At 68.0% G+C, this 25,128-nt stretch carries 23 protein-coding genes; 13 read left to right on the top strand and 10 right to left on the bottom strand.

What is annotated here, in order from left to right; genetic code table 11:
• Positions 1–8: 8 nt before the first annotated feature.
• From purN to JF781_RS16875, 6 genes are all read left to right on the top strand, one after another.
• Positions 9–638, top strand: coding sequence for a phosphoribosylglycinamide formyltransferase (gene purN / locus JF781_RS16900; RefSeq protein WP_225328065.1), 630 nt, complete (start codon positions 9–11; stop codon positions 636–638).
• 13 nt (positions 639–651) lie between these two features.
• Positions 652–2,235 (top strand): bifunctional phosphoribosylaminoimidazolecarboxamide formyltransferase/IMP cyclohydrolase, encoded by a 1,584-nt coding sequence (gene purH / locus JF781_RS16895; protein WP_225327994.1) that lies wholly within the window; start codon positions 652–654, stop codon positions 2,233–2,235.
• Between the two features lie 171 nt (positions 2,236–2,406).
• Entirely contained in the window at positions 2,407–2,976 is a 570-nt protein-coding gene (locus JF781_RS16890) for an LGFP repeat-containing protein (protein WP_225327995.1), read from the top strand.
• Between the two features lie 187 nt (positions 2,977–3,163).
• Positions 3,164–4,558: an ATP-binding protein gene (locus JF781_RS16885; protein ID WP_225327996.1), complete on the top strand. Its 1,395-nt coding sequence runs from the start codon at positions 3,164–3,166 to the stop codon at positions 4,556–4,558.
• Entirely contained in the window at positions 4,551–6,587 is a 2,037-nt protein-coding gene (locus tag JF781_RS16880) for a VWA domain-containing protein (RefSeq protein WP_225327997.1), read from the top strand. Before JF781_RS16885 ends, JF781_RS16880 begins: the two co-directional genes overlap by 8 nt.
• Positions 6,588–6,609: 22 nt before the next feature.
• Positions 6,610–7,458 carry an aldo/keto reductase gene (locus JF781_RS16875; RefSeq protein ID WP_225327998.1) on the top strand — a complete coding sequence of 283 codons (849 nt, stop codon included), beginning with the start codon at positions 6,610–6,612 and terminating at the stop codon, positions 7,456–7,458.
• Positions 7,459–7,479: 21 nt separating this feature from the next.
• Here JF781_RS16875 and JF781_RS16870 read toward each other — a convergent pair whose 3' ends face one another.
• From JF781_RS16870 to JF781_RS16840, 7 genes are all read right to left on the bottom strand, one after another.
• Positions 7,480–8,085, bottom strand: coding sequence for a DUF1707 domain-containing protein (locus JF781_RS16870; protein WP_225327999.1), 606 nt, complete (start codon positions 8,083–8,085; stop codon positions 7,480–7,482).
• A 117-nt stretch (positions 8,086–8,202) separates the two neighbouring features.
• Positions 8,203–9,036 (bottom strand): enoyl-CoA hydratase family protein, encoded by an 834-nt coding sequence (locus JF781_RS16865; protein ID WP_225328000.1) that lies wholly within the window; start codon positions 9,034–9,036, stop codon positions 8,203–8,205.
• A 10-nt stretch (positions 9,037–9,046) separates the two neighbouring features.
• Positions 9,047–10,213 carry an acyl-CoA dehydrogenase family protein gene (locus JF781_RS16860; protein WP_225328001.1) on the bottom strand — a complete coding sequence of 389 codons (1,167 nt, stop codon included), beginning with the start codon at positions 10,211–10,213 and terminating at the stop codon, positions 9,047–9,049.
• Positions 10,210–12,201 (bottom strand): biotin carboxylase N-terminal domain-containing protein, encoded by a 1,992-nt coding sequence (locus JF781_RS16855; protein WP_225328002.1) that lies wholly within the window; start codon positions 12,199–12,201, stop codon positions 10,210–10,212. Before JF781_RS16855 ends, JF781_RS16860 begins: the two co-directional genes overlap by 4 nt.
• A 5-nt stretch (positions 12,202–12,206) precedes the next feature.
• On the bottom strand, positions 12,207–13,802 hold the full coding sequence (locus tag JF781_RS16850; RefSeq protein WP_225328003.1) for an acyl-CoA carboxylase subunit beta: 1,596 nt from the start codon (positions 13,800–13,802) through the stop codon (positions 12,207–12,209).
• Positions 13,803–13,851: 49 nt separating this feature from the next.
• Complete coding sequence (locus tag JF781_RS16845; RefSeq protein WP_225328004.1) at positions 13,852–15,000, bottom strand: acyl-CoA dehydrogenase family protein; 1,149 nt, start codon at positions 14,998–15,000, stop codon at positions 13,852–13,854.
• Complete coding sequence (locus JF781_RS16840; RefSeq protein WP_225328005.1) at positions 14,997–16,706, bottom strand: acyclic terpene utilization AtuA family protein; 1,710 nt, start codon at positions 16,704–16,706, stop codon at positions 14,997–14,999. The genes JF781_RS16845 and JF781_RS16840 overlap by 4 nt, the downstream gene beginning before the upstream one ends.
• Before the next feature lie 270 nt (positions 16,707–16,976).
• Here JF781_RS16840 and rpmF point away from each other — a divergent pair, with 270 nt between their 5' ends.
• From rpmF to JF781_RS16810, 6 genes are all read left to right on the top strand, one after another.
• On the top strand, positions 16,977–17,150 hold the full coding sequence (gene rpmF / locus JF781_RS16835; protein ID WP_003872812.1) for a 50S ribosomal protein L32: 174 nt from the start codon (positions 16,977–16,979) through the stop codon (positions 17,148–17,150).
• Positions 17,151–17,230: 80 nt separating this feature from the next.
• Complete coding sequence (mprA, locus tag JF781_RS16830) at positions 17,231–17,917, top strand: two-component system response regulator MprA (RefSeq protein WP_225328006.1); 687 nt, start codon at positions 17,231–17,233, stop codon at positions 17,915–17,917.
• 16 nt (positions 17,918–17,933) lie between these two features.
• Positions 17,934–19,496: a HAMP domain-containing sensor histidine kinase gene (locus tag JF781_RS16825; RefSeq protein WP_225328007.1), complete on the top strand. Its 1,563-nt coding sequence runs from the start codon at positions 17,934–17,936 to the stop codon at positions 19,494–19,496.
• Positions 19,497–19,568: 72 nt separating this feature from the next.
• Entirely contained in the window at positions 19,569–21,014 is a 1,446-nt protein-coding gene (locus JF781_RS16820) for a S1C family serine protease (protein ID WP_225328008.1), read from the top strand.
• Between the two features lie 59 nt (positions 21,015–21,073).
• Positions 21,074–21,571 (top strand): molybdenum cofactor biosynthesis protein B, encoded by a 498-nt coding sequence (locus tag JF781_RS16815; protein WP_225328009.1) that lies wholly within the window; start codon positions 21,074–21,076, stop codon positions 21,569–21,571.
• A 300-nt stretch (positions 21,572–21,871) separates the two neighbouring features.
• Positions 21,872–22,294, top strand: a complete 423-nt coding sequence (locus JF781_RS16810) for an MscL family protein (RefSeq protein ID WP_225328010.1) — start codon at positions 21,872–21,874, stop codon at positions 22,292–22,294.
• 36 nt (positions 22,295–22,330) lie between these two features.
• Here the strand turns inward: JF781_RS16810 and JF781_RS16805 are convergent, their stop codons facing one another.
• From JF781_RS16805 to JF781_RS16795, 3 genes are all read right to left on the bottom strand, one after another.
• Positions 22,331–23,014 (bottom strand): SAF domain-containing protein, encoded by a 684-nt coding sequence (locus tag JF781_RS16805; protein ID WP_225328011.1) that lies wholly within the window; start codon positions 23,012–23,014, stop codon positions 22,331–22,333.
• Between the two features lie 63 nt (positions 23,015–23,077).
• On the bottom strand, positions 23,078–23,413 hold the full coding sequence (locus tag JF781_RS16800; RefSeq protein ID WP_225328012.1) for an FmdB family zinc ribbon protein: 336 nt from the start codon (positions 23,411–23,413) through the stop codon (positions 23,078–23,080).
• A gap of 88 nt (positions 23,414–23,501) precedes the next feature.
• The gene (locus JF781_RS16795) at positions 23,502–24,101 is read right to left on the bottom strand and encodes a 5-formyltetrahydrofolate cyclo-ligase (RefSeq protein WP_225328013.1); all 600 of its coding nucleotides are present in this window, start codon (positions 24,099–24,101) and stop codon (positions 23,502–23,504) included.
• Positions 24,102–24,177: 76 nt separating this feature from the next.
• Here JF781_RS16795 and JF781_RS16790 point away from each other — a divergent pair, with 76 nt between their 5' ends.
• Positions 24,178–25,089, top strand: coding sequence for a UTP--glucose-1-phosphate uridylyltransferase (locus JF781_RS16790; protein ID WP_225328014.1), 912 nt, complete (start codon positions 24,178–24,180; stop codon positions 25,087–25,089).
• The last annotated feature ends 39 nt before the right edge of the window (positions 25,090–25,128 follow it).

Raw genomic sequence — 25,128 nt, 5'->3', positions numbered from 1 at the left:
TCGCCGATGTGGTCGAACCCCTCCGTGTGCCCCCCAACGCGTCGGCGCGGGTAGTGGTACTGGCCTCGGGCACCGGATCGCTGCTCAACTCCCTGATCCAGGCCGCTGTCGCGGACTATCCCGCCCGGATCGTCGCCGTCGGCGCCGACCGTGACTGCCTGGCCACCGAGATCGCCGCCGCCGCGTCCCTGCCCACCTTCACCGTCCGGCTCGGCGATCACGCCGACCGCGACGCCTGGGACGCCGCGATCACCGACGCCACCGCCGCCCACTCGCCCGATCTGGTGGTTTCGGCGGGGTTCATGAAAATCCTTGGACCGCAGTTTCTTTCACGTTTCTACGGACGCGTCATCAACACCCATCCGGCGCTGCTGCCGGCATTCCCGGGTGCGCACGGGGTGGCCGACGCGTTGGCCTACGGTGTGAAGATCACAGGCTGTACGGTGCACCTGGTGGACGCCGGGACGGACACCGGGCCGATCTTGGCGCAGCAATCCGTTCCGGTGCTCGACGGCGACAACGAAGAGACTCTGCATGAACGCATCAAGGTCACCGAACGCAAACTACTCGCGGACGTGGTGGCCGCGATCGCAACCGGCGGCCTGACGCTGGTCGGGAGAAAAGCGACGATCGGATGAAAGGCGACAACGGATGAGCACCGACGACTGGCGGGAGAACGCCAAAAGGCCGATCCGCCGCGCCTTGATCAGCGTGTACGACAAGACCGGGCTCATCGGCCTGGCCCAGGGGCTGACCGCGGCCGGCGTCGAGATCGTCTCCACGGGATCCACCGCGAAGAACATTGCCGAAAAAGGCATTCCGGTGACCCGGGTCGAGGAGCTGACCGGTTTCCCCGAAGTGCTCGACGGCCGGGTCAAGACCCTGCACCCGCGCGTGCACGCGGGCCTGCTGGCGGACCTTCGCAAACCCGAGCACGCCCAGGCACTCGAGCAGCTCGGCATCGCGGCCTTCGAACTCGTCGTCGTCAACCTGTACCCGTTCAGCGAGACCGTCGACTCCGGCGCGAGCATCGACGAATGCGTCGAACAGATCGACATCGGTGGACCGTCGATGGTGCGCGCCGCCGCGAAGAACCATCCCAGCGTGGCGGTGATCACCGACCCCCAGGGCTACGACGGGGTGCTCGCCGCGGTCCGGCAAGGCGGATTCACCCTCGCCGAGCGCAAAAGGCTAGCGGCGTTGGCGTTTCAGCACACCGCAGAATACGACATCGCCGTGGCGGGCTGGATGGAGTCGACGCTGGCCCCCGAACATCCACCCACCGCTTTCCCGAAGTGGCTGGGCCGCAGCTGGCGCCGCTCGGCGATGCTGCGCTACGGCGAGAACCCGCACCAGCAGGCCGCGCTCTACAACGACCCCAGCGCATGGCCGGGCCTGGCGCAGGCCGAGCAGCTGCACGGAAAAGAGATGTCCTACAACAACTTCACCGACGCGGACGCGGCGTGGCGGGCCGCCTTCGACCACGAACAGAAATGCGTGGCAATCATCAAGCACGCCAACCCATGTGGGATTGCGATCTCGTCGGCATCGGTGGCTGACGCGCATCGCAAAGCCCACGAATGCGATCCGCTGAGCGCATTCGGCGGGGTCATCGCGGCCAACACCGAAGTCAGCGTCGAGATGGCCGAGTACGTCAGCACCATCTTCACCGAGGTCATCGTCGCGCCCGCCTACGAGCCGGCCGCCCTGGACGTCCTGACGCGCAAGAAGAACATCCGCGTGCTGGTGGCCTCCGAGCCGCTGACCGGTGGCACCGAACTGCGGCCGATCAGTGGCGGGCTGTTGGTTCAGCAACGTGACGAGCTCGACGCGCACGGGGACAACCCGGCGAATTGGACCCTGGCGACCGGGGAGCCCGCCTATCCGGAGACGCTGGCGGACCTGGTTTTTGCGTGGCGCGTGTGTCGCGCCGTCAAATCGAACGCGATCGTGATCGCCGCCGGCGGCGCCACCATCGGTGTGGGCATGGGGCAGGTGAACCGCGTCGACGCCGCGCGGCTGGCCGTCGAACGCGGCGGCGATCGGGTGCGCGGCGCGGTCGCGGCCTCGGATGCGTTCTTCCCGTTCCCCGACGGACTCGAGACGCTGACCGGCGCCGGAGTGAAGGCGATCGTGCATCCGGGGGGATCGGTACGCGACGACGAGGTGACCGCGGCCGCCGCCAACGCCGGCATCACGCTGTATTTGACGGGGGCGCGCCACTTCGCCCATTAGCCCCGTGACGGGGGTCACACAAGGCGGCCGAATCCGTGCTCGGTACGATGCGTTCGGGGAAGACCGGCGGGCATCGTTGCTGCAGGTTCTTCCGTCGGGGGGTCGCGGATCGGCCTACTTCCCTTTTCGATACGCGGACGGCGAATCCCGTCCATTATCGAGAGGAATGAGATGCGCGAGATTACAAAACGAACGGCGGCCTTCTCTGTAGCGCTTGCGGGGTTCGCGCTGATCGGTGGCGGTTGCAGTAAGTCCAACAACGCCGGTCAAACAACCAGTCCTGCCAGTTCTTCGGTGACATCGTCGGCAACCGCGGGATCATCCGCAAGCGCGGCGCCATCGGAAAGCACCACGGCGAGCGGTGCGCCGAGCTCGACACAGATCAACGGCGCCAACGGCACCCCCTACACCGTCGAGGGGCCAATCCTGGCGAAGTACAACGCCCTCGACGACAAGGCCCGCAAAGACCTGGGTGCCCCGACCGGCAACGAGCAGAAGAACCCGGATGGCGGTGTCTACCAGCAATTCGACGGCGGCGTAATCGTTTACAAGTCTCAGGCCTACGTCGTGTGGGGCAAGATTCGCGACAAGTGGAACGAGCTCGGCGGTTCGCAGGGCAAACTGGGGTACCCCACCAGCGACGAGGTGGACACCCCCGACGGCGTGAAGAAGTCGACATTCGAGCACGGCAGCATCACCTGGAAGCCGGGTGACGCCGAGGCCACCGTCACGTCAAGCTGACCGGTCCCGCCCGACCGCCGAGGCGCGGAGGGCTCGGTAACCCAGTACGAAGGCCGGACAATCGATTCACGCTGTCCGGCCTTCGTCGGGCATCGGCGGCCCGCGAACGGTGGTGGGATCCGCGTGTCAATACGCCTGAAGTGAACGCCCTTCGCATGACTCGTCTGAGCCCGCGTCGTAGCGTGGAGTGGTGACGTCACCGAGCAACCTGCCCCGCACCGTCGGCGAACTGCGTGCCGCCGGTCACCGTGAACGGGGAGTCAAGCAGGAAATCCGCGAAAATCTGTTGACCGCGTTGGCCGACGGGCCGGACAGCGCAGCCATCTGGCCCGGCATCCTGGGATTCGACGACACCGTCTTGCCCCAGCTCGAGCGGGCTTTGATCGCGGGACACGACTTCGTCCTGCTCGGCGAACGCGGCCAGGGTAAGACCCGGCTGTTGCGCGCGCTGGTCGGGTTGCTCGACGAGTGGACGCCGGTGATCGCCGGCGCCGAACTCGGTGAGCATCCCTTCTCGCCGATCACGCCGGAGTCGATCCGCAAGGCCGCCACCCTGGGCGACGACCTTCCGGTGGAATGGAAGCATCGCAGCGAGCGCTACACCGAAAAGCTCGCCACGCCGGATACCAGCGTCGCCGACCTGGTGGGCGATATCGACCCGATCAAGGTCGCCGAGGGCCGCAGCCTCGGGGACCCGGAGACCATCGCCTACGGGCTGATTCCCCGGGCGCACCGCGGCATCGTCGCGGTCAACGAACTTCCCGACCTCGCCGAGCGCATCCAGGTGTCGATGCTCAACGTGATGGAGGAACGCGACATCCAGGTCCGCGGTTACACGCTGCGCCTGCCGCTGGACGTCCTGGTGGTCGCCAGTGCGAACCCCGAGGACTACACCAACCGCGGACGCATCATCACCCCGCTCAAGGACCGCTTCGGCGCGGAGATCCGGACGCACTACCCGCTGGAGCTGGAGGCGGAAGTCGGCGTGATCGCGCAGGAGGCGCACCTGTCGGCCCAGGTGCCCGACTACCTCATGCAGATCATCGCCCGGTTCGCCCGCTACCTGCGGGAGTCGAACTCCGTCGATCAGCGCTCGGGGGTGTCGGCGCGGTTCGCCATCGCCGCCGCCGAAACCGTCGCGGCCGCGGCCCGCCATCGCGGCGCGATCCTGGGGGAGACGGACCCGGTGGCGCGGGTGGTCGATCTGGGCACCGTGATCGACGTCCTGCGCGGCAAGCTGGAATTCGAGTCCGGTGAGGAAGGCCGCGAACAGGCGGTGCTCGAACACCTGCTGCGCCGGGCGACCGCGGACACCGCGTCGCGGGTGCTGGGCGGCATCGACGTCGGTTCGCTGGTCTCCGCGGTCGAGGGCGGTTCCGCGGTGACAACCGGCGAGCGGGTCTCGGCCAAGGACGTGCTGGCCGCGGTGCCGAGCCTGCCGGCGGTGGACAAGATCGCGGACAAGCTCGGCGCGCGGTCGGAGGGCGAGCGCGCCGCCGCGCTGGAACTGGCGCTCGAGGCTTTATATCTGGCCAAGCGCATCGACAAGGTATCCGAGGAGGGGCAAACGGTCTATGGCTGATTCCGATCGTGACGACCCGCGGCGCCCGGCTTCGCCGCGCTCGCGATCGTCGCGAGGGCACTCTTCGCGGTACTCGGCGTACACCGGCGGGCCCGACCCGCTGGCGCCGCCGGTGGATCTGCGTGAGGCGCTCGAACAGATCGGCCAGGACGTCATGGCCGGCACCTCGCCGCGCCGTGCGCTTTCGGAGCTGCTGCGCCGCGGCACCAAGAACATGCCCGGCGCGGACCGGCTGGCGGCCGAGGCCAACCGGCGACGACGGGAGTTGTTGCGGCGCAACAACTTAGATGGAACCCTGCAGGAGATCAAGAAACTGCTGGACGAGGCGGTGCTGGCCGAACGCAAGGAGCTGGCCCGCGCCCTCGACGACGACGCCCGCTTCGGCGAACTCCAGCTCGACGCGCTGCCGGCATCGCCGGCCAAGGCCGTCCAGGAGCTCTCCGAGTACAACTGGCGCAGCGGCGAGGCCCGCCAAAAGTACGACCAGATCAAGGATCTGCTCGGCCGCGAGATGCTGGACCAACGTTTCGCGGGCATGAAGCAGGCGCTAGAGGGCGCCACCGACGAGGACCGTCAGCGCGTCAACGACATGCTGAACGACCTCAACGATCTGCTGGACAAGCACGCCCGTGGCGAGGACACCCAAGAAGACTTCGAAAACTTCATGGACTCCCACGGCGAGTTCTTCCCGGAGAACCCGCGCAACGTCGACGAGTTGCTGGACTCACTGGCCAAGCGCGCCGCCGCCGCGCAGCGCTTCCGCAACAGCCTGAGCGCCGAGCAGCGCGCGGAACTGGATGCCTTGGCGCAGCAGGCATTCGGCTCCCCGGCGTTGATGGAATCACTGAATCGGCTCGATGCGCACCTGCAGGCGGCGCGGCCGGGCGAGGACTGGAGCGGGTCCGAACAATTCTCCGGTGACAACCCGTTCGGGATGGGTGAGGGCACCCAGGCGCTGTCCGACATCGCCGAACTCGAGCAACTGGCCGAGCAGCTCTCGCAAAGCTATCCGGGTGCCACCATGGATGACGTCGACCTGGACGCGCTGGCACGCCAGCTCGGCGACGAGGCGGCCGTCGACGCCCGCACGCTTTCCGAATTGGAACGCGCGCTTGTCAATCAGGGCTTTTTGGACCGCGGTTCCGACGGCCAGTGGCGGCTGTCGCCGAAAGCCATGCGCAGGCTCGGCGAGACGGCGCTACGCGATGTGGCACAACAACTTTCCGGGCGGCGCGGCGAGCGTGATCATCGGCGCGCCGGGGCGGCCGGCGAGCTCACCGGCGCCACCCGGCCCTGGCAGTTCGGCGACACCGAACCGTGGAACATCTCCCGCACCCTGACCAACGCCGTTCTGCGGCAGGCGGGAACGGCCACCCTCGACGGGCCGGACGCGCGGTTGAAGATCTCCGTCGACGACGTCGAGGTCTCCGAGACAGAAACCCGCACGCAGGCCGCCGTCGCGCTGCTGGTCGATACGTCGTTTTCCATGGTGATGGAGAACCGCTGGCTGCCGATGAAGCAGACCGCGCTGGCGCTCAACCACCTGGTGTGCACGCGTTTCCGCTCGGATGCCTTGCAGATCATCGCCTTTGGCCGCTACGCCCGGACCGTGACCGCCGCCGAGCTCACGGGTCTCGAGGGGGTTTACGAGCAGGGCACCAACCTGCATCACGCGCTGGCGCTGGCGGGTCGCCATCTGCGCCGCCACCCCAACGCCCAACCCGTCGTGCTGGTGGTGACCGACGGCGAGCCGACCGCTCACCTGGAGGACTTCGACGGTGACGGCACGACGGTCTTCTTCGACTACCCACCGCACCCGCGGACCATCGCCCACACCGTGCGCGGCTTCGACGAAATGGCCCGCCTCGGTGCGCAAATCACCATCTTCCGGTTGGGCAGCGACCCCGGCCTGGCACGCTTCATCGACCAAGTCGCCCGGCGCGTCGAAGGACGTGTCGTGGTGCCCGATCTCGACGGGCTGGGAGCGGCGGTCGTCGGCGACTACCTACGATCCCGCCGCCGTCGGTAAACCTCAGAAGGAGAAACGCCCCATGAGCAAGGTTCCCACGATCGAACTCAACGACGGTGTCGAAATCCCGCAGCTCGGTTTCGGGGTGTTCCAGATCAAACCCGACGAGACCGCCTCGGCGGTCAAGACGGCGCTGGACATCGGATACCGGCACATCGACACCGCCGAGATGTACGGCAATGAAAAGCAAGTCCGAGAAGGCATCCGCGACGCCGGCTTGGACCGCGGCGAGGTCTTCATCACCAGCAAGCTCAACAACGGCTTTCACAGGCCCGACGACGCGCGCCGCGCGTTCGACCAAACGCTCAAGGCGCTCGATTCGGACTACGTCGACCTGTTCCTCATCCACTGGCCGCTGCCCACGCTGTACGACGGCGATTTCGTCTCGACGTGGAAGGTCTTCGAAGAGTTCGCACGGGACGGGCGAGCCCGCAGCGTCGGTGTCTCGAATTTCCAAGTCGCACATCTGAATCGGCTCGCCGACGAAACCGGTACCGTCCCGTCGGTCAACCAGATCGAGGTGCACCCCTACTTCGGCAATGACGAGGTGCGGGCGTACGGACGCGAGCATGGCATCGCCACCGAGGCGTGGGCGCCCATCGCCCAGGGCAAGGTGCTCGACGATCCGGTGATCAAGCGCATCGCCGAGTCTCGTGACAAGACGCCCGCGCAGGTGGTGTTGCGCTGGCACATTCAGCGCGGCGACATCGTCTTCCCCAAGTCGGTGACACCGGCACGGGTCAAATCCAACTTCGAGCTGTTCGACTTCGAATTGGACGGCTCCGACATGGACGCGATCTCCGCGCTGAACAAGGGTGAGTCGGGACGCAACGGACCCAACCCCGACACCTTCGACTACGTGCCCGGCTGACGCTCCGTTACCAGGGAGGGCTTACCCGCCGCGCGGCCTGCGGGCTTTGCGCACGATCCCGACGCCGCCCCACAGCGAGAAGCCGCGAATGTGGACCGTCGGTGCCCCGGGAGCGCCCTGGCCGTCGACACCGCGGTCGAAGTTTCCCATCACGCCGCGGCCATGCACCTCCACGTTGACCTCGGGCGGCAGCAAAATGTTTTGCACACCCATGATCGACATCGCATGGATGTCGACCTCGGTCGAGGTGAAGTCGGCGTAGCGCAAATCGACCACTCCGCTGCCCCACAGCGTGAAGGTGGTCAGCTTCTTCGGCACGTTCCATCGGCCGCGCCGCTCGAAGCCGCTCATCAGGGCCAGCAGCAGCGTCGACGGCGCTGGGTTGGGTTTGCCGCCGCGGCGCGGGCTGATCGGCGCGCCGGGCAGATCGGCCCTCAACCGGTCGAGTTCTTCATACGTTGTTGCGGCATAGGCCCTGGTCAAACGGTCTTCGTAGTCGTTGAGCTGCAGGCGTCCCTGCTCGGCCGCGTACGCGAGCAACTGCGCAGTCTGTATGCGATCGGTATCGGCCGCGCGCGACGGCTGGTCGCGCGTGTCCTCCGCATCCCGTTGCGTTGAGTTGCTCATCACCCACGAGCCTACGACGTCCAGGTTTTGCTGCAAGAGGATTGGCTAAACTGCAACCTTGCACCGGCGCGGGCGGGACCGCCGACCGATTTGACCGGACCGCTCTTAGACATCTGGCTAACTCGTCCAGCTCGGCGGCCGCTTCTGCAGGAACGCCAACATGCCTTCGCGGGCCTCGTCGGACACGAACAGCCGCGCCGATTCCTCGGCGAGCCGTTCGGCATCGCGGTCGAACCCCTCGAGCACCGCGGCGGTGGTCAATGCCTTGGAAGCCGCGAGCCCTTGAGGCGAGCCGCGGCCCACATCGGCGACGAGTTTGTCGACCGCCGCGTTGACGTCCTCGGCGGCGATGGTGATCAGCCCGATTTCGGCCGCCGCATCGGCGTCGAATTTTTCGCCGGTCAGGTAGTAGCGCGCCGCGGCGCGCGGCGACAGCTTCGGCAGCAGCGTCAACGAGATGATCGCCGGGGCGACACCGATGCGGGCCTCGGTCAGCGCGAAGGTGCTGCGCGGCCCGGCGACCGCGATGTCGCAGGCGCCCACCAAGCCGAAGCCGCCCGCCCGGACATGCCCATTGATGGCGGCGATCACCGGCAGCGGCGAGGCGACGATGGCCCGCATCAACGCGGCCATCTCCCGGGCCCGGGCGACGGCCATGTCATATGACGATGGTGGCGACCCGCTTCGCCCGGCTGCGCCGGCCTCGCGATCGCCACGTGCCTCACCCCCGCCGGCCTCGCTCAGATCCGCACCGGCGCAGAAGGTGCCACCGGTGTGGCCCAGCACCACCGCGCGCACCGCCGGATCCGACGAGGCGTCGCGCAGCCCCTGATGCAACTGGGCGACCAGTGTGGTGGAAAGCGCGTTGCGGTTATGCGGTGAGTTCAACGTTAGCCGCGCGTACGGCCCGCCCGTGTCGGCGGGCCCGGCGTATTCGACGAGCGTGTCCATCGGCAGGATCTCAGTAGCTTCGCGGCAGGCCCAGCGACGTCTGCGCGACGAAGTTCAGCACCATCTCGCGGCTGACCGGGGCGATGCGGCCCAGCCGGGCCGAGGTCAGCATGGCACCCACACCGTATTCTTTGGTGAGCCCGTTGCCGCCCATCGACTGCACCGCCTGGTCCACCGACCGGGTAGCCGCTTCGGCCGCAGCGTATTTGGCCATGTTCGCGGCCTCGGCCGCGCCCATGTCGTTGCCGGAGTCATACAGCGTCGCGGCCTTCTGCATCATCAGCTTGGCGAGTTCGACCTCGATGTGGCACTGCGCCAAGGGATGTGACAGGCCCTGGTGCGAGCCGATCGGCGCGCCCCACACCTGCCGGGTCTTGACGTACTCGGCGGCCCGGTCGAGCGCGAACCGCCCCATCCCGACGGAACTGGCCGCGCCCATGATGCGTTCGGGGTTCAGGCCGGCGAAAAGCTGCGCGATGGCGGCGTCTTCGGCGCCGACGAGCGCGTCGCTGGGCAACCGGACGTCGTCGAGGAAGACCTGGAACTGGCGTTCGGGGCTGATCAATTCCATTTCGATGGGCGTATAGGTGAAGCCCGGCGAATCGGTGGGCACCACGAACAGCGCGGGGCGCAGCTTGCCCGTTTTAGCCTCCTCCGTGCGGGCCACCACCAGCACCGCCTGCGCCTGGTCGATGCCGGAGATGAACACCTTCTGGCCCTTGAGGATCCAGTCACTGCCGTCGCGGCGGGCGGTGGTGGTGATCTTGTGTGAGTTAGATCCGGCGTCCGGCTCGGTGATCGCGAACGCCATCGTCAGGGTGCCGTCGGCGATGCCGGGGATCCAGCGCTTCTTCTGCTCTTCGGTGCCGAACTTGCTGATGATAGTGCCGTTGATGGCGGGCGACACCACCATCAGCAGCAGCGCGCTGCCGGCGGCAGCCATTTCCTCCATCACCAGCGATAGCTCGTACATTCCGGCGCCGCCACCGCCGTACTCCTCGGGCAGGTTCACCCCGAGGAAGCCGAGTTTGCCTGCCTCAGACCATAATTCGTCGGTGTGCTCGTGGGCGCGCGCCTTTTTCAGGTAGTATTCGCTGCCGTAGTTGGACGCCCACTCGGCTACCGCCTTGCGCAGGGCCTGGCGTTCTTCGTTCTCGATGAAGCTGCTGTCGGTCACTGGGGATCTCCTTCGGATTGCGGCGCTTCCACTCGTGCCAGCACGGCGCCCACTTCGACTTGCTGACCGGTCTGGACATTGAGCTCGGCGAGAACGCCGTCGACCGGTGCGGTGATGGTGTGTTCCATCTTCATGGCCTCTAACCAGATCAGTGGCTGCCCGGCGGCGACGGTGTCGCCGATCGTGGCACCGAGCCGAATGACGTTGCCGGGCATGGGCGCAACCAGCGAACCCTTTTCGACGGTCGAACCGGGCTCGGGGAACCGTGGCAGCGCGATCAGGTGCACGGGTCCGCGCGCGGAATCGACGTAAACGTCGGAATCTCCCGTGTCGTAGCGTCGCACCGAGAAGTGGTGGTCCACGCCGTCCGTCCTCAGCACCACCGCTTTCGCCGTGGCCGACACCAGTTGCACGGAAGGGTCGTCGGGGAGGGCCAACCGGGTTCTGTCGAAACGGTATTGGACGCGGTGTTCGTTGCCGTCATCGTCACTGTAGGTCTTGACCTGGAAGCCCGACCGCAGGTTGCGCCAGCCGCTGGGGATGGCACCCAGCACCGGCGCGAGGGCGCGGTTGCGCGCGGCGTCGGCGAGGGCGGCGGCGATCGCCGACAGACGAACCGCTGCGGCGTCGCCCAGCGGCGCCGCTAGCCCCGCCAGGCCGTGCGTGTCGAAAAACGCTGTGTCGGTGGCGCCGTCGAGGAACGCCGGGTGACGCAGCACGTTCACCAGCAGGTCGCGGTTGGTGCGCAGCCCGTGCACCCGGGCGCGGGCCAGCGCGTCGGCGAGGACCAGCGCCGCCTGACGGCGCGTCGGGGCGTAGGAGATGACCTTGGCCAGCATCGGGTCGTAGTGGATGGACACCGTGGACCCGTCGACGATCCCCGAATCCAGCCGGATGCCGGTCCGTCGTCCCAGCGAGCCGAACTCGGCGCGCACCGACGGCACCTCGAACGCGCGCACCACACCGGCCTGCGGCTGCCACCCGCGCGCCGGGTCCTCGGCGTAGAGCCGGGCCTCGATCGAATGACCCTGGGCGGCCGGAGGTTCGGCGTCCAGGCGGGCGCCGTCGGCCACCGCGAGCTGCAGCTCGACCAGATCCAGCCCCGTCGTCTCTTCTGTGACCGGGTGCTCGACCTGCAGCCGGGTGTTCATTTCCAGGAAATAGAACTCGCCGTCGTCGTCGGCCAGGAACTCCACCGTCCCGGCACCGGTGTAGCCGATCGCACCGGCCGCCAGCCGGGCCGCGTCGAACAGCTTGGCGCGCATGCCCGGCGTGCGCTCCACCAGCGGTGCGGGAGCCTCCTCGATGATCTTCTGGTGGCGACGCTGAATGGAACATTCGCGTTCCCCGACCGCCCACACCGCGCCGTGGGTGTCGGCCATGACCTGAACCTCGATGTGGTGACCGGTCGGCAGGTAGCGTTCGCAGAACACCGTCGGATCGCCGAAGGCGGACTGCGCTTCGCGGCGCGCCGCCTCGACTTCGCCCGGCAGGGCGGTCAATTCGCGCACCACCCGCATCCCGCGTCCGCCACCGCCCGCGGAGGCCTTGACCAGCACAGGCAGCTGCGCCTCGGTGACGGTGTCGGGATCGAGCTCGTCGAGGACGGGCACGCCCGCGGCGGCCATCATCTTCTTCGACTCGATCTTGGAGCCCATCGCGCGCACCGCGTCCACCGGCGGCCCGACCCAGATCAGTCCGGCGTCCTGGACGGCTGCCGCGAAATCGGCGTTCTCCGAAAGGAACCCGTAACCCGGGTGGATGGCGTCCGCACCGGCCGCGCGGGCCGCGGCGATGATGGCCTCGGCGTTGAGGTAGTCGTTGGTCTTGGGCAGCCGCACCCGGGCGTCGGCCTCGGCGACGTGTGGCGCGCCGGCGTCCGGGTCGGTGTAGACCGCGACGGTACCCAGGCCGAGCCGTCGGCACGTGGCGAACACCCGGCGCGCGATCTCGCCGCGGTTGGCAACTAGAACTCGCGTGATTCCCATGGGGCTCACATCCGGAAGACGCCGAAGTTCGACGTCCCCTTGATCGGGCCATTGGCGATGGCGGACAAACAGATTCCCAGCACGGTGCGGGTATCGCGCGGGTCGATCACCCCGTCGTCGTAAAGCATCCCGGACAACACCAGCGGCAGCGACTCCGCCTCGATCTGGCCCTCGACCGCGGCCCGCATCGCCGCGTCGGCCTCCTCGTCGACCTGTTGGCCGCGGGCTTCCGCGGCCGCGCGGGCCACGATCGACAGCACGCCCGAGAGCTGGGCGCCGCCCATCACCGCGGACTTCGACGTCGGCCAGGCGAACAGGAAGCGCGGATCGTAGGCGCGGCCGCACATGCCGTAGTGGCCCGCGCCGTAGGAGGCGCCGATCAACAGCGAGATGTGCGGGACCGTCGAATTGGACACGGCGTTGATCATCATCGAGCCGTGCTTGATCATCCCGCCCTCCTCGTAGTCCTTGCCCACCATGTAGCCGGTGGTGTTGTGCAAAAACAGCAGCGGCGTGTCGGACCGGTTGGCCAACTGGATGAACTGCGTGGCCTTTTGCGACTCCTCGCTGAAGAGCACCCCGCGCGCGTTGGCCAGGATCCCGATCGGATAGCCGTGCAACTGGGCCCAGCCGGTCACCAGCGAGGACCCGTACAGCGGCTTGAATTCGTCGAATTCGGACCCGTCGACGATCCGGGCGATCACTTCGCGGGGGTCGAACGGGATCCGCAGATCCGCGGGAACGATGCCGATGAGCTCCTCGGTGTCGAACAGTGGCTCGCTGATCGGTTTGGGTTTCGGGCCCTGCTTGACCCAATTCAACCGGGCGACGACGCGGCGGCCGATGCGGATCGCGTCGAGTTCGTCGACGGCGAAGTAGTCGGCCAAACCCGAGACGCGGGCGTGCATTTCGGCGCCGCCCAGCGATTCATCGTCGGATTCCTCGCCGGTGGCCATCTTCACCAGCGGGGGACCGGCGAGGAACACCTTGGAGCGTTCCTTGATCATCACCACGTGATCGGACATGCCGGGGACGTAGGCACCGCCCGCGGTGGAGTTGCCGAATACCAATGCGATGGTGGGGATTCCGGCCGCCGAGAGCCGGGTGAGGTCGCGGAACATCCGCCCGCCGGGGATGAAGATCTCCTTCTGGGTGGGCAGGTCCGCGCCGCCGGATTCCACGAGCGAGATGACCGGAAGCCGGTTCTCGAAGGCGATCTGGTTGGCCCGCAGGATCTTCTTGAGGGTCCACGGGTTGCTGGTGCCGCCTTTGACCGTCGGGTCGTTGGCGACGATCATGCATTCGACGCCTTCCACCACGCCGATGCCGGTGACGGTGCTGGCGCCGACCTTGAACGCGCTGCCCCAGGCCGCCAGGGGGCTCAGCTCCAAAAACGGCGAGTCCGCGTCGACGAGCAACTCGATGCGTTCGCGCGCGGTCAGCTTGCCGCGGCCGTGGTGGCGCTCAACGTATTTGGGCCCGCCGCCCGCGAGCGCATTGGCCAGCTCGGCGTCGATCTCGTCGAGTTTCGTCATCGCCGCCGACGCCGCCTCGGTGAACACGGCGTCGTCGCGGTTGAGCGTGGACTGCAGCGCGGTCATGACCACCGCCGACGATGCAGAGCGACGCGATGACAAGGACGCGGTGTGATCATGATTGGAATCCCAGGAGTTTGGCGGACAGTGCGGTCAGGATTTCGGTGGTGCCGCCGCCGATGCCCAGGATCCTCATATCCCGGTATTGGCGCTCGACCTCGGATTCGGCCATATAGCCCATCCCACCGAACAGCTGGACGGCCTGATTGGCGACCCATTCGCCCGCCTCGACGGCGGTGTTCTTGGCGAAACACACCTGCGGAATCAGATTCGTCTCGCCGGCGAGCTGGCGTTCCACCACGCTGCGCGAATAGACACGGGCAACGTCGATGCGGCGGGCCATCTCGGCCAGCGTGTTCTGCACCGACTGCCGCGAGATCAACGGGCGACCGAACGTCTCACGGTCGCGGCACCATTGCACCGTCAGGTCCAGGCAGCGCTGCGCGCTCGAATACGCCTGCGCGGCAAGGCCGATGCGCTCGGCGACGAAGGCCTGCGCGATCTGGGCGAAACCGCTGTTCTCGGCGCCGACCAGGTTCGCCACCGGCACCCGAACGTCGGTGTAGGAAAGCTCGGCGGTGTCCGAGGACCGCCAGCCCATCTTGTCCAGCTTGCGGGTCACTTCGAAGCCGGGAGTCCCCTTTTCGACGACTAGCAACGAAACCCCCGCCGCGCCAGGGCCTCCGGTGCGGGCCGCCGTGACCACGTAGTCGGCGCGCACCCCGGAGGTGATGTAGGTCTTGGCGCCGTTGACGATGTAGTGATCACCGTCGCGCTCAGCGGAGGTCCGCAGGTGCCCGACGTCGGAACCGCCGCCGGGCTCGGTGATGGCCAGCGAACCGATCTTCTCGCCGGCCAGCGTCGGGCGCACGAACTCCTCGATCAGCCGGGCATCGCCGGAGGCGATCATGTGCGGCACCGCGATGCCGCAGGTGAACAGCGACGCGAAGACGCCCCCGGGGGCTCCGGCCTGATGCATCTCTTCGCAGATGATCACGGCGTCGGCGCCGTCGCCGCCCCCGCCGCCGACCGATTCGGGGAAGCCCGCGCCCAGCAACCCGGCGGCTCCGGCGCTGCGGTGTAATTCGCGCGGCAGCTCGCCGCTGCGCTCCCACTCGTCGACATGGGGCAAGATCTCGCGTTCTGCGAAGGAGCGCACCGTCTTTCGCAGCTGCTCGCGCTCGGGCGTGGTCCAAAGGTTCATGACAACAGACTCTCCGGGATGTCGAGGTGGCGACCGCGCAGCCATTCGCCCAACCCCTTGGCTTGAGGATCGAAGCGGGCCTGGTAGGCGACGCCCTGGCCGAGGATGCCGTCGATGACGAAGTTGACCGCCCGCAGATTCGGCAACAGGTGGCGGGTGACATCGAAGTCCGCCGCTTCGGGCAGCAGCTCCTTGAGTCGTTCGACGGTCAACGTGTGGGCCAGCCATCGCCATTGCTCGTCGGTGCGCACCCAGACCCCGACGTTGGCGGAGCCGCCCTTGTCGCCGCTGCGGGCACCGGCGATGCGGCCCAGCGGCGCCCTGCGCACCGGGCCATCCGGAAGCGGCTCGGGCAGCGGCGGGGCATCGGCCGTAGCCAACACCAAAGTGTCGGTGGCGCAGGGGATGTCGATGCGCGTCCCGTCGGCGTGCACCGCGACGTGCGGCACCTCGTCGGCGTCGACGTAGCCAGGGGTGAACACGCCGTAGACCTGGCCGTCGCCCGGCGGGGCAGTGACGTGGAATCCCGGGTAGCTGGCGAGCGCCAATTCTACGGCGGCCGAAGAGAATTGGCGTCCGACGTTGGCGGGGTCGGGGTCGCGCACCACGCAGTGCAGCAGTGCGCTGGCGGCTTCTTCGGTGTCGGCGTCGGCGTGGTCGGTGCGGGCCAGGGTCCACTCGAGTTCGGCGGGCTTGACGGTGAGCGCGGCGTCGAGCTGCCGGCGCACCAACTCGGCCTTGGCCTCGATGTCGAGGCCGGTGAGCACGAAGGTCATCGAATTGCGGAACCCGCCGATGCTGTTCAGCGACACCTTGTAGGTGGGTGGCGGGGCTTCGCCGCGCACGCCGCTGATGCGCACTCGGTCGGGGCCGTCGGACGCGAGCTCGACGGTGTCCATCCGGGCGGTGACATCGGGGTTGGCGTAGCGCGCCCCGGTGATCTCATAGAGCAGCTGGGCGGTGACGGTGTCGACGCTGACCAAGCCGCCGGTGCCCGGGTGTTTGGTGATCACCGAGGATCCGTCGGCGTAGACCTCGGCGAGGGGGAAGCCGGCGTGGGTCAGGTCGGCGATCTCGGTGAAGAACGAGTAGTTGCCGCCGGTGGCCTGGACCCCGCATTCGATGACGTGGCCGGCGACGACGGCGCCGGCGAGCCGGTCGTACTCGCTGCGATCCCATCCGAAATGCGCGGCGGCCGCCCCGACGATCACCGAGGCGTCGGTGACCCGGCCGGTGACGACGACGTCGGCGCCGCCGCCCAGGCAGTCGACGATGCCCCAGGCACCCAGGTAGGCGTTCGCCGTGAGCGGGCTGCCGAGTCCCAGTTCCGCGGCGCGCGGCAACAGGTCGTCGCCTTCCACGTGGGCGATCCGGGCGTCGATGCCCAGGCGCTCGGTCAGCGCGCGGATCGCGTCGGCCAGGCCGGCCGGATTGAGGCCGCCGGCGTTGGCGACGATGCGCACACCGCGGTCGCGGGCCTCGCCCAGGCAGTCTTCGAGCTGCGTCAAAAAGGTCTTGGCGTAGCCGCGCTCGGGGTGCTTCATCCGATCCCGGCCCAGGATCAGCATCGTGAGTTCGGCCAGGTAGTCGCCGGTGAGGTAGTCGACCTCGCCGCCGGTGAGCATTTCGCGCATGGCCGACAGCCGGTCGCCGTAGAACCCGGAGCAGTTCGCGATCCGGACGGAAGCGCCGGAAGCAGAGGCCATGCCCGTCCTCCATTCAGGGATTCACCGGTGAGACCCAACCAACCAACCGGTAGGTTATCGGGTACCGCGGGTGTCACGTCAAGGATCCCACTTCGGGGCGGGTGCGCCAGGGCCGTGCCCGCACGGCGGTGCGCGAGCGCGCGGCGGCGTCCGTTTTGGCGACGAGCGGACCAGCGACTATCCTGATACGCGATCGTCGCCCGTTCGGCCCCCCGGCCACGCCGCGCGACATGCCGAACCGCAAGCCACATTGAGGAGTTAGGCCCGACCATGGCCGTACCCAAGCGCAGAATGTCGCGCGCGAACACCCGTAGCCGGCGCGCGCAGTGGAAGGCCGAGAAGACCGAACTCGTCGGTGTCACGGTCGCAGGTCAGCGGCACAAGGTGCCGCGCAGGCTGCTCAAGGCCGCGCGCCTCGGTCTGATCGACCTCGACCGCCGCTGACCTGATGGCGGCAGCCCGCTGAACGCCTCACCGGCGCGCCTCTCAGGTCAGTCTCAGGCGGTGGGACGAAACTAGGGGCCGTGCGAATACTGGTCGTCGACGACGATCGCGCCGTGCGCGAGTCGCTGCGTAGGTCGTTGTCCTTCAATGGCTACTCGGTCGAGTTGGCCCATGACGGGGTCGAAGCTCTCGAACTGATCGCCAGCGATCGGCCCGACGCACTCGTCCTGGATGTGATGATGCCGCGGTTGGATGGCCTGGAGGTGTGCCGCCAGCTCCGCAGCACCGGCGACGACTTGCCGATCCTGGTGCTCACCGCCCGCGATTCGGTCTCCGAGCGCGTCGCCGGGCTGGACGCCGGCGCCGACGACTATCTGCCGAAGCCGTTCGCTCTGGAAGAACTGTTGGCCCGGATGCGCGCGTTGCTGCGCCGGACCAAGCCGGAGGACGACGCCGAATCGGTGGCGATGAAGTTCTCCGACCTCACCCTGGACCCGGTGACCCGCGAGGTCGCCCGCGGGGAGCGCCGGATCAGCCTGACGCGCACCGAATTCGCGTTGCTCGAAATGCTGATCGCCAATCCGCGCCGCGTGCTCACCCGCAGCCGCATCCTCGAGGAGGTTTGGGGATTCGACTTCCCCACCTCGGGCAACGCGCTGGAGGTCTACGTGGGCTATCTGCGCCGCAAAACCGAGGCCGACGGTGAGCCCCGGCTGATCCACACGGTGCGCGGGGTGGGTTACGTCCTTCGGGAGACGCCACCGTGACGACGCAATCCCCACGATGATCAAGTTCCCCCGGCCTCAGCGCCCACCCATGCGCCCACCGCTGCGCGCCACCCCGTCGCTGTCGTTGCGGTGGCGGGTCATGCTGCTGGCGATGTCGATGGTCGCCATGGTCGTGGTGCTGATGGCGTTCGCCGTCTACGCCGTGATCTCGGCCGCGCTGTACAGCGACATCGACAATCAACTGCAATCTCGGGCGCAGCTGCTGATCGCCAGCGGTTCACTCGCCGCGGACCCCGGCAAAGCCATTGAAGGCACCGCCTATTCGGACGTCAACGCGATCCTGGTGAACCCGGGCCATGCGATCTACACCGCCCAGCAACCGGGTCAGACCCTGCCGGTCGGCGCGCCGGAGAAGGCGGTCATCCACGGCGACCTGTTCATGTCGCGGCGTACCGCCGGCGATCAGCGCATCCTCGCCGTCCACCTGCAGAACGGCACCTCGTTGCTGATCTCCAAGAGCCTCAAGCCGACCGAGGCGGTGATGAACAAACTGCGCTGGGTGCTGCTGATCGTCGGCGGCGTCGGGGTGGCGGTCGCCGCGGTGGCGGGCGGCATGGTCACCCGGGCCGGCCTGCGCCCGGTGGGCCGCCTGACCGAGGCAGCCGAACGCGTGGCGCGCACCGATGACCTGCGACCCATCCCGGTGTTCGGCAGCGACGAATTGGCCCGGCTCACCGAGTCGTTCAACCTGATGCTGCGCGCGCTGGCCGAGTCGCGGGAGCGCCAGGCGCGGCTGGTCACCGACGCCGGACATGAACTGCGCACCCCGCTGACGTCGCTGCGGACCAACGTCGAGTTGCTGATGGCGTCGATGGAACCGGGAGCGCCGCGGCTGCCCGAACAAGAGATGGTCGACCTGCGCGCCGACGTGCTCGCGCAGATCGAGGAATTGTCAACGCTGGTAGGCGATTTGGTGGACCTCACCCGCGACGACGCCGGCCAGGTGGTGCACGAGCCGGTCGACATGTCCGATGTGGTCGACCGCAGCCTGGAGCGAGTCAGGCGGCGCCGCAACGACATTCACTTCGACGTCGACGTGACGCCGTGGCAGATGTACGGCGACGCCGCCGGGTTATCGCGTGCGGTGCTGAACCTGTTGGACAACGCGGCCAAGTGGAGCCCGCCCGGTGGCCATGTCGGCGTCACCATGCGACAACTCGACCCGTCGCACGCGGAGCTGGTGGTCGCCGACCACGGCCCCGGCATTCCACCGCAAGAGCGGCGACTGGTGTTCGAACGCTTCTATCGCTCGACGTCGGCGCGCGCCATGCCCGGCTCCGGGCTCGGGCTGGCGATCGTCAAGAAGGTCGTGCTCAACCATGGCGGACTGCTGCGCGTCGAGGACACCGTCCCGGGCGGCCAGCCCCCGGGTACCTCCTTCTATGTGCTGTTGCCGGGGCGGCCGCTGCCACCCACGACATACTCCGCATCCGAGCCGGAAGCCGGCCAGGTAGACGCAGCGTCCGACGCAGGTGTGCCGGTGGCCGGCGACGAGGCGAACTCTCGGGAATCGGCGAACGTTATCTCAGTGGACTCTCAGTCCGCGCGGGCAAGGTAGGTCTGCGGCTACTGTTAAACCCAGCCGTCGACTTGCCGAAACATTGAGATAGAGGAAGAGCGACTTAGCGACATGACGAATGACCCGAGGTATTCGCCACCGCCGCAGCAGCCGGGATACCCTCCCGCGCCGAATCAGACTGCGTCCGTCCCGAGCCATGCGGGGTCCTCAGGCTATGCCCAGGGGCAACAGCAGCCGTACAACCAGCAGTTTGACTGGCGTTATCGGTCGCACCCGTCGCAGACGACCCAGTTCCGTCCGCCCTATGACCCGTATGGCAACACCGGCCCCGGCCGGATCCCCGGCACGGGCCAGATTCCCGGCATGCTGCCCGGAATGCCGGCCGCGCCGGAACCGCGAAAGCGTTCTCGCGCAGGGCTTTTGACGGTCGGGGCGTTGGCCATCGCGGTGGTGTCGGCCGGTATCGGCGGCGCGGCGGCAACGGCCATCGAGCTTGGCGACCACGCGTCGGGCAACGGCGGCGGGCGCATCGTGGGTGCGGCGCCCAGCGTCCCGGCCGCGAACATGCCACCGGGCAGCGTCGAACAGGTGGCCACCAAGGTCGTGCCCAGCGTCGTGATGCTCGAGACCGACATCGGGAGACAGTCCGAAGAAGGCTCCGGCATCGTCCTGTCGACCGACGGGCTGATTCTGACCAACAACCACGTGGTCGCCGCCGCGGCGGGACCGCCCAAGGCTCCCGCGGGGCCTCCCGGGGCCCCGCTGCCTCCCGGTGGGCCCGGCGGCCCGACGCCGAAAACCACGGTGACCTTCTCTGACGGTCGCACCGCCCCGTTCACGGTGGTCGGCACCGACCCCACCAGCGACATCGCCGTGATTCGCGTGCAGGGCATGTCCGGGCTCACGCCCATCTCGCTGGGCTCCTCGTCGGACCTACACGTCGGTCAGCCGGTGGTGGCGATCGGGTCGCCGCTGGGCCTGTCGGGCACGGTGACCACCGGGATCGTCAGCGCGCTGAACCGGCCGGTGTCCACGACCGGTGAGTCGGGCAACCAGAACACCGTGCTGGACGCGATCCAGACCGATGCCGCGATCAACCCCGGTAACTCCGGCGGCGCGTTGGTCAACATGAGCGGCCAGCTGGTCGGCGTCAACTCGGCCATCGCCACGCTGGGCGGTGAGTCGCCGGACGCCCAGAGCGGCTCGATCGGCCTGGGCTTCGCGATACCGGTCGATCAGGCCAAGCGCATCGCCGACGAGCTGATCGCCACGGGCAAGGCGTCGCACGCCTCGCTCGGCGTCCAGGTGACCAGCGACAAGGGCACCCCGGGCGCCAAAGTCGTCGACGTCGTCGCGGGCGGCGCGGCCGCGGCCGCGGGAGTGCCGAAGAACGTGGTCGTCACCAAGGTCGACGACCGCCCGATCAACAGCGCCGACGCGCTGGTGGCCGCGGTGCGGTCCAGGGCGCCCGGCGACAAGATCTCGCTGACGTTCTCCGACCCCGCCGGCGGCGGCAGCCGGACTTTGCCGGTGACTCTCGGGAAGGCGGACCAGTAGTGAGAGTGGACGAACCCTCGGCGACCGGGCTGTCGGACCTCGGATATACGGTTGCACCCATGGAAACGGGGGCGGAGTTGGTAGTTGGCCGGGCTCTGGTCGTGGTGGTCGACGATCGCACCGCGCACGGTGACGAGGACCATAGCGGCCCGTTGGTCACCGAGCTGCTGACCGAGGCGGGTTTCGTCGTCGACGGCGTGGTCGCGGTCTCCGCCGACGAGGTCGAGATCCGCAATGCCCTGAACACCGCCGTGATCGGCGGGGTGGACCTGGTCGTCTCGGTCGGCGGGACGGGTGTCACCCCTCGCGACGTCACCCCGGAGGCCACCCGCGAGATCCTGGATCGCGAAATCCTTGGTATCGCAGAGGCCATCCGCGGCTCGGGGCTGTCCGCGGGCATCATCGATGCCGGTTTGTCCCGCGGTCTGGCCGGGGTCTCCGGCAGTACGTTGGTGGTCAACCTGGCCGGCTCCCGCTATGCGGTGCGCGACGGAATGGCGACGCTGAATCCGTTGGCGGCCCAGATCATTGGGCAGCTGTCGAGCCTCGAGATCTGATTCGCGGTCCTGGGGTTCGGCGGTGACAAGACCTTCCGGTGTCGAGGCCGAATTGGTTTCACGAACCCAGGAGTCAACGGACGGGCTCGATTCCGACGCGTACGAGCACGAGCAGTGGTTGCGGGAGAACGTGCCCCCACACCACCGTTGAGCAGCGGCTCCCAGGTAAAGACATCACGACGCGGTCAACCTTTGGTGACTAATCGTTCGGGAAATGTGTGATAGCGCACAACCTGGCATAGCGTTTTCTCCGGGCGGCAGCGCGCTGCCCTGATTGTTGGCGCTACGGGAGGTGTGCGCATGATAAAGGGATTCAAGAGTTTCGTGATGCGCGGTGACGTGATCACCGTGGCCATCGGTCTGGTCGTAGCCTTGGCCTTCTCCAACCTCGTCAAGGCCTTCACCGACAGCGTGATCAACCCGCTGGTCGCCGCCGTGCAGCCCGGTACGAAACTCGGATTGGGTTGGCAGCTCGGCGATGCGGGCAACAAGGCGACCTTCCTCGACATCGGATCGTTCATCTCGGCGATCATCTACTTCGTCGTCTTCATGACGGCCGTGTACTTCATGATCGTGGTGCCGTACAAGCACATCCAGGCCCGCCGCGGCGTCACCGTGTTCGGGGAGGAGCCGGCCACCAAGGCATGCGCGGAGTGCAAGTCCGACATCCCGGAGGCCGCGCGCAAGTGCAAATACTGTGCCAGCCTCCAGACGGCCGCCTGATCCAGCGAATACGGATGCGAGGGTGGGGCGACGCGCTCAGTGCAGGGTGAGCGTGACCGATTGACCCAGCGCCGAGCCCGCCACCGTGTTGGCCACACGGGCCGGCAACGCAACCAACACCACGCGGTCGCCATCGGCGGCCTGGAGTTTTTCCTTGGCCGACACGAGGACAACGACGGCGTCGGTGGCCACCACCTTGGGGGCGGCGTGGGCGGTTTCCGGCCCGCCCGTCGCCGCCGGTGCGGCCAGCACATCGACGACGTCCCCGACCCGGACCAGGTCGATCAAGGCACCGTCCGACAGATGCAGCGGCACGATGCGGGCCCCCGGTCCCGCCTTCGCCCCGAGCGCGGCATCGGCCAGCCGGCTGCCCAGTAGCCGGACGTCGGTGAGCACCTCGCCGCGCCTGGCCGGGCCGGCCAGCGTCGAACCCACCACCGCGCCCACGTCGGCGCGTGCCCCGTCGGGAACCGTTGCAGCCAAACGCTTTTCGAGTCGAACGTCGGTGGCGGTCAACGCGGCGCCGGGCCGCAGGTCGTGATCGGCGACCACCACCTGCGCGTAGTCACCGGCGGGATTGGAACGCAGAGTCGCGATTCCGGCCAGCACGACCAGCACGCCCGCCGCGACACGGCGCGCCAGCACGGTGCGCGTCCAGTCCGGTCGCAACCACAGCGACAGCCGGCTCAATACGCTTGGGTTCAGCGATGATTCGCCCACGCCGCAACGGTAGGCGCAACGCGGCGCGCGGGTCGCCGGTCAGCAACGCCCGTGTGGATAACCTCAGCTGGTGGCGGCGGCGGTGGACGCTGTGGAGGTGCTGCTCGACTTCTCGCTCGAGCTGGACTTGTCACTGGAACCGGACTTGTCGCTGGAACCCGAGCTCGATCCCGAGTCGCTCGACGACGAGCCATTGGTGGAGGCCGCCGACTTCTTGCCGGACTCGCGGCTGTCGGTGCGGTAGAACCCGCTGCCCTTGAACACCACTCCGACGGAGTTGAAGCGCTTGCGCAGCCGACCGGAGCAGCGTTTGCACGTGGTCAGCGCATCGTCGGTGAAGGCCTGCACGATGTCGAAGCGATCGTCGCACTCGGTGCACTGATAGCTGTAAGTCGGCACGAAAACCTCCGGATGATTGCAAACCTGGCTAGCACTCTAGCGTCTCAAGTGCTAGAACCGCCACGTGACATGTCTCATTCCCGACGTGTCAGCGCGAATCGAGGGCGATCAGTCCTCGCTGCGGAGTGAGCGCATGGGTCATGGGGACGTCGTGCGGACCGGCCGGGATCTCGTCGAGAAGTTCCGCGTCGCGGACGAGCGCGACCAGCGGCGCCCGGGGGTCGCGGCCGCCCAGCGAGCGGTCGTAGAAGCCCCGGCCCCGGCCCAACCGCACCCCGCCGCGGTCGACGGCCAGCGCCGGCACCAGCACCAGGGCGGCCTCCGCCAGGGCCGATGCCGGCAGCCACGGCTGCGGCGGCTCGAGCAATCCCCACCGTCCGGTGGTCAGGGTGCCGGGCCGGTATTCACCCCAGGACAACGGCAAGGGCGTGTTGTCGGCGGTGGTACGCGCGACCGGCAGCAGCACCCGCCCGGCGCGGCACAGCAACATGTCCAGCAGCTCGATCGACCCCGGCTCGGTACCCACCGGCACGTAGGCACAGACCGTGCTGTCGCCGGTCACAATGCTTTCCGGGGCTTCCAGCCTCTGCCGCAGCAAGTCCGCCTCGGCGGCCCTAACGTCGTCGGCAACGCGGCGCCGGGCCGCGAGTAGCTGTTCGCGCAACGCGGCCTTGCCCGTGGTTGCCATGCGACAACCATGACAGCCAGGACTTTGCCCGCGCCACATCGACTCGGCAAAGAGGATGCGGGTTATCGTGTGAACGATGTCATGCCCAAACGTGGTGGTGCCACGCACGGCTGTTGTGCCCGCCGCCGGTCTCGGTACCCGCTTCTTGCCGGCGACCAAAACGGTCCCCAAGGAACTGCTGCCGGTCGTCGATACCCCGGGCATAGAGCTGGTCGCCGCCGAGGCGGCCGAAGCCGGCGCCGAACGCCTGGTGATCATCACCTCCGAGGGCAAGGACGGTGTCGTCGCGCATTTCGTCGAAGACCTGGTGCTGGAAAGCACGCTGGAGGAGCGCGGCAAAACCGCGATGCTCGACAAGGTCCGCCGCGCCTCGCGACTGATCAAGGTCGAGTCCGTCGTGCAGAGCGAACCGTTGGGGCTGGGCCACGCGATCGGGTGCGTGGAATCGCGGCTGTCCGACGACGAGGACGCGATCGCGGTGCTGCTGCCCGACGACCTGGTCCTGCCGACCGGTGTGCTGGGGACGATGTCGAAGGTGCGGGCCCACCACGGCGGCACCGTGTTGTGCGCCATCGAGGTCACCCCCGAAGAGATCAGCGCCTACGGGGTTTTCGACGTCGAGCCCGTGCCCGACGACGACAACCCCGACGTGCTCCGGGTCAAGAGCATGGTCGAGAAGCCGAAGGCCGAGGACGCGCCGTCGCTGTTCGCCGCGGCGGGCCGATACGTGCTCGACCGCGCCATCTTTGACGCGCTGCGCCGCACCGAGCGCGGGGCGGGCGGCGAAGTGCAACTCACCGACGGGATCGCGCTGCTGATCTCGGAGGGCCACCCGGTGCATGTGGTCGTGCACCGCGGATCTCGACACGACTTGGGAAATCCTGGCGGCTACCTCAAGGCTGCGGTTGACTTTGCATTGGATCGTGACGACTACGGCCCGGAATTGCGGCAATGGTTGGTGGCGCGATTGGGCCTGGCCGAGCAGTAGCCCGGCGGTAACCCGGCCGGCGGGCCGCCGCCTGTCAGG

Source organism: Mycobacterium sp. WUMAC-067 (genome assembly GCF_020217485.1).
In the GTDB taxonomy this organism is placed as follows: domain Bacteria; phylum Actinomycetota; class Actinomycetes; order Mycobacteriales; family Mycobacteriaceae; genus Mycobacterium.
The sequence above is the reverse complement of the archived record's forward strand: the minus strand, read 5'-3'. Positions and strand labels throughout refer to the sequence as shown.

Excerpts from the sequence above, each read along its gene's own strand:
- JF781_RS16870 (WP_225327999.1), bottom strand. The coding sequence starts at position 8,085 with ATGAGCAACTCAACGCAACGGGATGCGGAGGACACGCGCGACCAGCCG.
- JF781_RS16845 (WP_225328004.1), bottom strand. The coding sequence starts at position 15,000 with ATGAACCTTTGGACCACGCCCGAGCGCGAGCAGCTGCGAAAGACGGTG.
- JF781_RS16880 (WP_225327997.1), top strand. The coding sequence starts at position 4,551 with ATGGCTGATTCCGATCGTGACGACCCGCGGCGCCCGGCTTCGCCGCGC.
- JF781_RS16875 (WP_225327998.1), top strand. The coding sequence starts at position 6,610 with ATGAGCAAGGTTCCCACGATCGAACTCAACGACGGTGTCGAAATCCCG.
- purH (WP_225327994.1), top strand. The coding sequence starts at position 652 with ATGAGCACCGACGACTGGCGGGAGAACGCCAAAAGGCCGATCCGCCGC.
- JF781_RS16810 (WP_225328010.1), top strand. The coding sequence starts at position 21,872 with ATGATAAAGGGATTCAAGAGTTTCGTGATGCGCGGTGACGTGATCACC.
- JF781_RS16790 (WP_225328014.1), top strand. The coding sequence starts at position 24,178 with ATGTCATGCCCAAACGTGGTGGTGCCACGCACGGCTGTTGTGCCCGCC.
- JF781_RS16855 (WP_225328002.1), bottom strand. The coding sequence starts at position 12,201 with ATGGGAATCACGCGAGTTCTAGTTGCCAACCGCGGCGAGATCGCGCGC.
- JF781_RS16890 (WP_225327995.1), top strand. The coding sequence starts at position 2,407 with ATGCGCGAGATTACAAAACGAACGGCGGCCTTCTCTGTAGCGCTTGCG.
- JF781_RS16850 (WP_225328003.1), bottom strand. The coding sequence starts at position 13,802 with ATGACCGCGCTGCAGTCCACGCTCAACCGCGACGACGCCGTGTTCACC.
- JF781_RS16840 (WP_225328005.1), bottom strand. The coding sequence starts at position 16,706 with ATGGCCTCTGCTTCCGGCGCTTCCGTCCGGATCGCGAACTGCTCCGGG.
- JF781_RS16820 (WP_225328008.1), top strand. The coding sequence starts at position 19,569 with ATGACGAATGACCCGAGGTATTCGCCACCGCCGCAGCAGCCGGGATAC.
- rpmF (WP_003872812.1), top strand. The coding sequence starts at position 16,977 with ATGGCCGTACCCAAGCGCAGAATGTCGCGCGCGAACACCCGTAGCCGG.
- JF781_RS16865 (WP_225328000.1), bottom strand. The coding sequence starts at position 9,036 with ATGGACACGCTCGTCGAATACGCCGGGCCCGCCGACACGGGCGGGCCG.
- JF781_RS16795 (WP_225328013.1), bottom strand. The coding sequence starts at position 24,101 with ATGGCAACCACGGGCAAGGCCGCGTTGCGCGAACAGCTACTCGCGGCC.
- JF781_RS16825 (WP_225328007.1), top strand. The coding sequence starts at position 17,934 with ATGATCAAGTTCCCCCGGCCTCAGCGCCCACCCATGCGCCCACCGCTG.
- JF781_RS16815 (WP_225328009.1), top strand. The coding sequence starts at position 21,074 with ATGGAAACGGGGGCGGAGTTGGTAGTTGGCCGGGCTCTGGTCGTGGTG.